Genomic DNA, 7,373 nt, shown 5'->3' with positions numbered 1-7,373 from the left:
GATGTTAACGGGCACCCGTATTCCACCTGGGTGAAGGATATCGGCGGCGGAAAACTGGGTTACAGCATTGATGTGAAATCATCAGATTTTAACGACAATAAAAACCCTGCAGACACCAAGGTAATCGTCACTGGCACCGTCACGTCGCATGACGAGTTTGGGAACGTGGTCACTCAACCATTCTCACACAATGTCGATATCGATAACCACGCCGAAGCCACCATCACGGTTGATAACCTCAGCACATTGAACAGCACCGCGCTGTCTTCGGACGTACAATGGGTAACCGGAACCGTCGGTGGAGATGCGAGCGTTGGCGATCAAATCTACATCAATATTAACGGTCACAGCACCACATATCCGGGATATGTTATTGATTTAGGCGGCGGGCACTTAGGCTATAAAATTGCAGTCCCTTCTTTTGAGTTCGGTGCGAACAGCCACAATATTGACGGTGAGGTTACCGTGAGTGCGGGCGTGATATCTCAAGACCGCGCACTCAACTACGCAATCGGAATGGGTAATAACACCGTCCATATCGACAACCATGCCGAGAATCACGTCAACATTCACACCGTAGCGGATGACGACGTGGTTAACAGGATTGAATCCCGGATGCCAACGCTGATTAGCGGTGATGTCACAGGCGTGGATGCGAAAGAAGGCGATGTGGTCACCGTATCGATTGACGGTAAAGATGTTCAGCTCAGTGTGCCCGGCAAAGTGGTTATGGGTGACGACGGGCATCTGCGCTATGAAGTGTTCTTGCCTTCAGGAAAGGAGCAGCCGTTGCATGAAGGAGAAAACAGCGTTCAGATAACCGTTATCAGCCATGACGGCGCGGGTAACGAAGCGATTGCCACCGATAACAGAACCATCGTGTTGGACACTGAAGCACATGCCACCATTACTATTGGTGACATCAGCGATGGCAATCGTCTGAACCACACAGACTTGCTCTTGCACAAACAACTGATTACCGGGACGGTAGGCGGAGATGCGAAGCTTAACGATGGCGTGACCATTACTATTAACGGGCACGACTTCCCTGGAAAAGTAGTGGATTTAGATGGGCACAATCATCTGGGCTATCGGATATCGGTTGATTCTTCGGTCTTTGGCGATAACGACGTGAACCTGGATGCTGACGTCTATATCAGGGCGACTGTCACCTCGCACGATAAGGCTGGTAACGAGACCTTGCAACATACTGACCGTAAGGTTCATATCGATAACCATGCTGAAGCAACCGCGACCATTGGCACTGTTTCCGGTGATGACATCATCAATAAGGTCGATTCAGGGAAAGAGTTCACCACTATTAGTGGTGCGATAGGCGGGGCGTTTCACGGAGATATCAATACGACAAGCCAGGTTCAGGTGTGGATCAATGGACATGAATATTCGGCGAAAATTGGTCCATTGGCCTCTCTGAACGGTGCGTTAGGTTATACGGCTGATGTCAAAACCAGCGATATTTTGGCCAGTGTGGACGAGGCAACGGGTAAGTCTGAAGTGACCGTGTTCCTTTACGGACATGATGGTGACGGCAACCAGTACCGTTCTGAAACGTCGAAGGACGTGATTGTCGATCTGGAGGCAAAAGCCTCAATTTCAATCGATCTCGTCACCGGCGATAAAATGATTAATGGTGATGAAGCGAATCAGGACTTCACCATGATTACGGGTAAAGTGGGCGATGATGTGCATAAAGGTGACGTGGTGCATCTGCATATTAACGGCCACGATCTGACGACTCGCGTTACTCCGGAACTCACTTATAGCTTCAAAGTCAGTACCGCCGATCTGATTGATAATCCAGAAATAAAGGTCACAGTATCTACAACCGATAATGCGAATAATCCGGCTTCGGACGAAAAGTCGCAAACAGTGATAATTGATACCCAAGTCGAAGGCACGATTAGCGTCAATGACGTTACAAGCGATAACACGCTGAATGCGACTGAGCTTGGAGAGGGTAAAACCCGGGTCAGTGGCAAAGTGACGGGGGAGGTGCCCGATGGTGCCGATGTGGTACTTACTGTGAATCATCACATGTATCACGGCACCGTAAAAACGTTGGAAAATGGCGAGAGGGTCTATCACGCGGATGTTAAAACCAGCGACCTTAAGGCCGATCCTGACTTTCACGTCAATGTTAGCGTCACCGATGATGCGGGTAACCACCGGGATGTGGGAACCGATCACCATGTGAATATTGACGATCATGCCGATGCCACGTTGACCATCAACGTCGTTTCCGGTGATGACGTGCTTAATGCCAACGAGCAAAATTCGACGTATACCACCATCAACGGTTATGTCGGTGGCGACGTTAAAGAAGGCAATACCGTTTACGTAACGGTGAATGGTGAGGTTCACGAGGCCACTGTTAAGCCTCAACCTTATCTCAACGGTGCGCTGGGCTATTCACTCGAGGTCAAAACGTCGGATCTGGTGGCCTCACCGAAAATATCGGCAACAGTCTCGGCGCACGATGTGGCAGGCAATGAAGCCCACGATAGCGCGATACATTATCTTCATACAGATAATGGTGCTAAGGCCGAGATTACGGTTGATAAAGTAACCCCTGACAATCTGATTAACAATAAAGAAGCCCACCAGGAAACCACCACCATTACTGGGACGGTGAACGGTAATGTTCATCCCGGCGATAGCGTTGAGCTTGAGGTTAACGGGGTGCATTACTTCGGCCAGGTCAGCCCACGAGGTGACGGTTTAGGCTACAGCATTGATGTCAGTACCACCGATCTGATTTCAACCGGGGAACCTGTTATCCATGCTTTTGTCACGGGAAGGGACGATGCGGGAAATGTTCAACTGGGCACAGCTGAACATGTCGTCAAAGTGGATACGCGTGCCGATATTCACCTGGAGCACGGTACTGTTACGCAGGATAGGCCCATTGGCCCGGATTACTATATCGTGACCGGCCATATTCACGGCGACGATGCGAACATCTCGAACAAGGTTGATGTCACCGTGGGCGGCAAGCATTTCGACGGTGAAGTTACCGTTTTGCCTGACGGTCAACTCGGTTACACCTGTTCCATTGATGCCTGGGTATTCAAGAACAATTCAGATATCACGGTGAAAATATCTGCCACCGATCCGCATGGCAACATCGCAACGCAAACCGATCAAATCCATGTGAATATTGATGGGCATAACAGCAGTAACCCTAACGGCGAACCGACAACGCCACATGACCACACCCCGAATGTCATTGTCACCCTGCACCCGGTGGCGGGAGATAATGTCATCAACCAGCGGGAGTCCGGGTCACCAGAGACGGTGATCCGTGGCACGGTGAAGGGAGATGCGGTTCCAGGCGACACCCTCGTGGTTCATATCGGAAGTTATGAATACACCGGCACGATTGAGGAGTTGCCTAATTTACCGGGGGAGTATGGTTTTGCTGTAAACGTCGAGACCTCAGCTTTCGCTAATCACCCTGATTTTACGGTAACCGTCATTCACAATGGCAACGGTTATTTCGCATCCGGGCAGGTAACGGTCGATACCCACATTGATGCCAGCATTTCGCTCGACAATATCGCGCAGGACAACGTGATCAACGGTGAGGAAGCGAAGTCAGGGAAGACGCCCGTCACGGGAATAGTCACGGGTGAAGATGTCCATGAAGGCAGCACCGTAACGTTAACGGTAAATGGCCAGCACCTGACCACACAAGTATTTAGGGATCTGGCTAGCGGCGAGCTGAGATTCAGCAAAGACGTCAGCATCGACGATCTGCGCCACGATCCCCACATTACGGCAACCGTCGAGGGTGAGGACGTGCATGGCAACACCATGACTTCCGACCCGGCGACACAAAATATAACCGTTGATACCGAAGCGACGGCGGAAGTGAAGATTGACAGCATCACCGCAGACAACGTGCTCAATCTTGCTGAAACGCAAGATACCTTCACTGAGATAACCGGGCATGTGCAGGGTGATTTGCATTCAGGGGAATTTGTCACACTCAAGGTCAATGGTGCCACTTATCAAGCGCAAATCGATGACTCACTGAATTTTCACACCGATGTGAAAACTGCCGATCTAAAGGCTGATGTTAGCCATACTATCGTCGCCTCAGTCACCGGGCATGATGCCGCGGGTAATTTGGCCCCTGTTTCAGACCTTCATCAATATTCGATTGATACCCAGGCCAGCGCGAATATCACGATCAACGTAGTAGGTGGTGACGATATTCTTAATGGTGATGAACTGCAGTCAGATTTTACGCAGGTAAGCGGTCGGGTCTCTGGTGATGTACACAAAGGTGACGAAGTGGTCATCATGGTTAATGGCTATAAAGTCACTACCCATGTTGAAGAACTACCGAATTTGAACGGTGTATTGGGTTACCACGCTTCGGTGCCGAACGAGTACATGCGCACCTCCGATCAGCAGACCGAAGTCACAATTACTGCGTCAGTGACGGGCAAAGATGCGCATGAAAATCTAGCCTTTAAAGAAACGCCAAGAGTGGTTCATATTGACGATCACGCCGATGTCACTCTGCATTTTAACGCGGTAGCGGATGATAACGTACTGAATGCCGAAGAAGTTAAAAGTGCCACCACCAAGATAACTGGCACGGTTGAGGGGGATGTCAACGACGGTGAAAAGGTAACGATCACAGTCAACGGTAATAATATTCCCGCCACTATTCACAAAGATGCTATCACTGGCGTTCTGGGTTTCTCGGTAACCGTGAGCACTTCTGAGTTACTCAATGACCAGGCGATTACCTATAAAGTCACGGGCACTGATGCGGCGGGCAACGTCAAAACGATTACCGAGCAAAACACCATTCATATTGACCAGGAAGCTAAGGCCAGCATTCACATCGACGCCAATGTGTCTGGTGATGACACCGTGAATCTTCGGGAATCTCAGCATCAATATACGGTGGTTACTGGTACCGTCGGGGATGATGTTCGCCCCGGGGCCGACGTGACGCTGACCGTGAACGGTAAAACGTTCCACGGGACGGTGGAAAATGATAATGGCCACCTGAGTTATAAAGTCCATGTTGAAAATAATGCGTTACATGAAGGGGCTAACGTTCTGAATGTGAGTGTCGTCGGGCAGGATGCCGCAGGCAATATTTCTGAAGCTGCAACGGACAACCACACAATTACGCTGGACACCAAAATTGTGGGTTCAATCAACATTGATCCCGTCGCAACAGATAACGTCATTAGTGCGCAAGAGGCCCAGAATATTGTGGTGACAGGTGTGGTGGGAGACGATGCGAAACTTAACGATATCGTTACGCTTCACATTAACGGGCATACCATTACCACGACAGTAATTCCCGTTGGTAACCATCTGGGCTATTCGATAGCTTTGGGCCGACAAGATCTACATGAAGGCGAAAACACGATAAAAGTCAGCGTGGAAGTGTCGGACGAGGCGGGTAATAAGACGACGGCCTATCACGATCAGGTTGTTCAAGTGGATACCAGGGTTGATGCCACGATAGGTATTGATCCCGTAGCGCAAGACGATGTCGTTAATGCGAAAGAAGCCGATCATCTCGTGGTGACAGGCCTGGTTGAAGGAGATGCAAAACTCCACGACCTGGTCACTATTCACGTTAACGGTCATGATATTACGACCCACGTGAAGGACTTTAATGGTCGCCTGGGTTATGAAGCTTCGGTTGCAAAAACGTATCTGCATGAAGGCAGCAACGATTTGAGCGCGAGCGTTAAGGTTTCGGATCAGGTGGGAAATATTAAAATCGTGGAGTCGCAGCTGCACCCGATTCAGGTCGACACCCACGCCGATGCCCATGTCCTTATTGACAAACTTCCCGGCCATAACCATTTGAGCGCTGCTCAAGCACATGACGGTTTTACCCATATCACGGGCACGGTCAGCGGTGACGTTATTCCTGGAGATAGCGTTGAAGTTGAAGTCCACGGCATTAAATACACTACAGTTCTTGATGCAAAACTGGGTTATGACGTTGCAGTTAACAACTCAAATCTTCATGTCGGCGACAACAAGGTCAATGTGCTGGTCACCGCTTGCGATGAGCATGGCAATGTCACCCCACATCAGTCAGCCATAAATGTAATGGTCGATGCGCCCGACAACTCCCTGCACGATCCTAAACATAAGTTGAGCAATCTTTTCGCCGACTCGCCGTCTTTTGAAAAGCACCGCGAGAATACAACCGCGGCTGCTGAAGGTACCAAGGGGCATCACGACGACTTAAACGCGAAGAATGACGGTCGCCATGACAGCGTGGCGCTCAAAGGTTCGACCTATGAACTGCATGAAATAGTCGCTGATAGCATTAAGCACGCGCAGCCTGGCGAAAGCCAACAGGCTGATAAATCTCACCTTGATGGAAAGCATGAGCTGAGCAAGCTTTTTGCTGACGATGATGAATCGCTTTCCTTTGGAAATCATCATGGAAAGGTATCTCTTAGCCAGAACGTTATCAAAGATCATCGTGGGGAAGTTAACCATGAGACCTTTACCGGTAAGAGTACCGAGAGTCATGACAACATGGATCTCAAAGCTCTGGCTCGCGAACTGCATGACGACAACGATCTTTCTAAGCATATTAAGTTTGGCGATGAGAGCCAGGACCATGCGGACAGCGGCCGTGCTGCGCATACCGCCAGTACCGTGACGCCTGCACAAACCATTGATGCGCCGGCAAGCCACGATGCGCATTCCACACCGGTCTATTCGCTCGATCACTTACTCCATAAACCTGAGCACTACTCCCACTAATCAGCCAACCCTGCACTCGATGAGTGCAGGGTTTTACTTAATAGGTATTCATATGTATTACGTTCAGCGAGACGAACAAGGCCAGCTAACTCGTGTCGAATGCGCACCGTTTAGCGGTATGACGGAAGAAATAATCACGGCAAGTGCTGAGATTACCGCATGGGAAAACGCGCACAGCGTGGTGGATGAAAATTTACAGCACCTCAAAATGCTGCAAAAAAGCGACCTGGAAATGGTTCGTGTACTCGATGACCTGGTATTTTTGCTGATTCAAAAAGGGGTGATCACCATTACCGATCTACCCGCGATGGCGCAGACCAAGCTGATGAATCGCGCACAAGCACGTCAGGGATTAGGTGGGCTGGAACACTTACTTAATAACGATGAAGGGATTTTTTAACGTGTGATTGGGGAGCTCTGGCGCACTGAAATCCCAGATGGCCAGACGAAGTTCGATGGAGAGTCTAAATCTCCAAAAGCAAAAACCCGCCATAGGCGGGTTCTTTAAATAGTGGTGCCCGGACTCGGAATCGAACCAAGGACACGGGGATTTTCAATCCCCTGCTCTACCGACTGAGCTATCCGGG

At 49.9% G+C, this 7,373-nt stretch carries 2 protein-coding genes; both read left to right on the top strand.

Annotation, left to right across the window (positions count from 1 at the left end; all coding sequences use genetic code 11):
• Window positions 1-72 precede the first annotated feature (72 nt).
• Window positions 73-6,786, top strand: coding sequence for an Ig-like domain-containing protein (locus FH968_RS23035; protein ID WP_223271376.1), 6,714 nt, complete (start codon window positions 73-75; stop codon window positions 6,784-6,786).
• A gap of 52 nt (window positions 6,787-6,838) precedes the next feature.
• Window positions 6,839-7,186 carry a tryptophan synthase subunit beta gene (locus tag FH968_RS23030; RefSeq protein ID WP_139883739.1) on the top strand — a complete coding sequence of 116 codons (348 nt, stop codon included), beginning with the start codon at window positions 6,839-6,841 and terminating at the stop codon, window positions 7,184-7,186.
• The last annotated feature ends 187 nt before the right edge of the window (window positions 7,187-7,373 follow it).

Source organism: Buttiauxella sp. B2, assembly GCF_006376615.1.
In the GTDB taxonomy this organism is placed as follows: domain Bacteria; phylum Pseudomonadota; class Gammaproteobacteria; order Enterobacterales; family Enterobacteriaceae; genus Buttiauxella.
Note: the sequence above shows the minus strand (reverse complement) of the source record. Positions and strands in the feature narration are given on the sequence as shown.

Coding starts and splice junctions, on each gene's coding strand:
- FH968_RS23030 (WP_139883739.1), top strand. CDS start 6,839: ATGTATTACGTTCAGCGAGACGAACAAGGCCAGCTAACTCGTGTCGAA.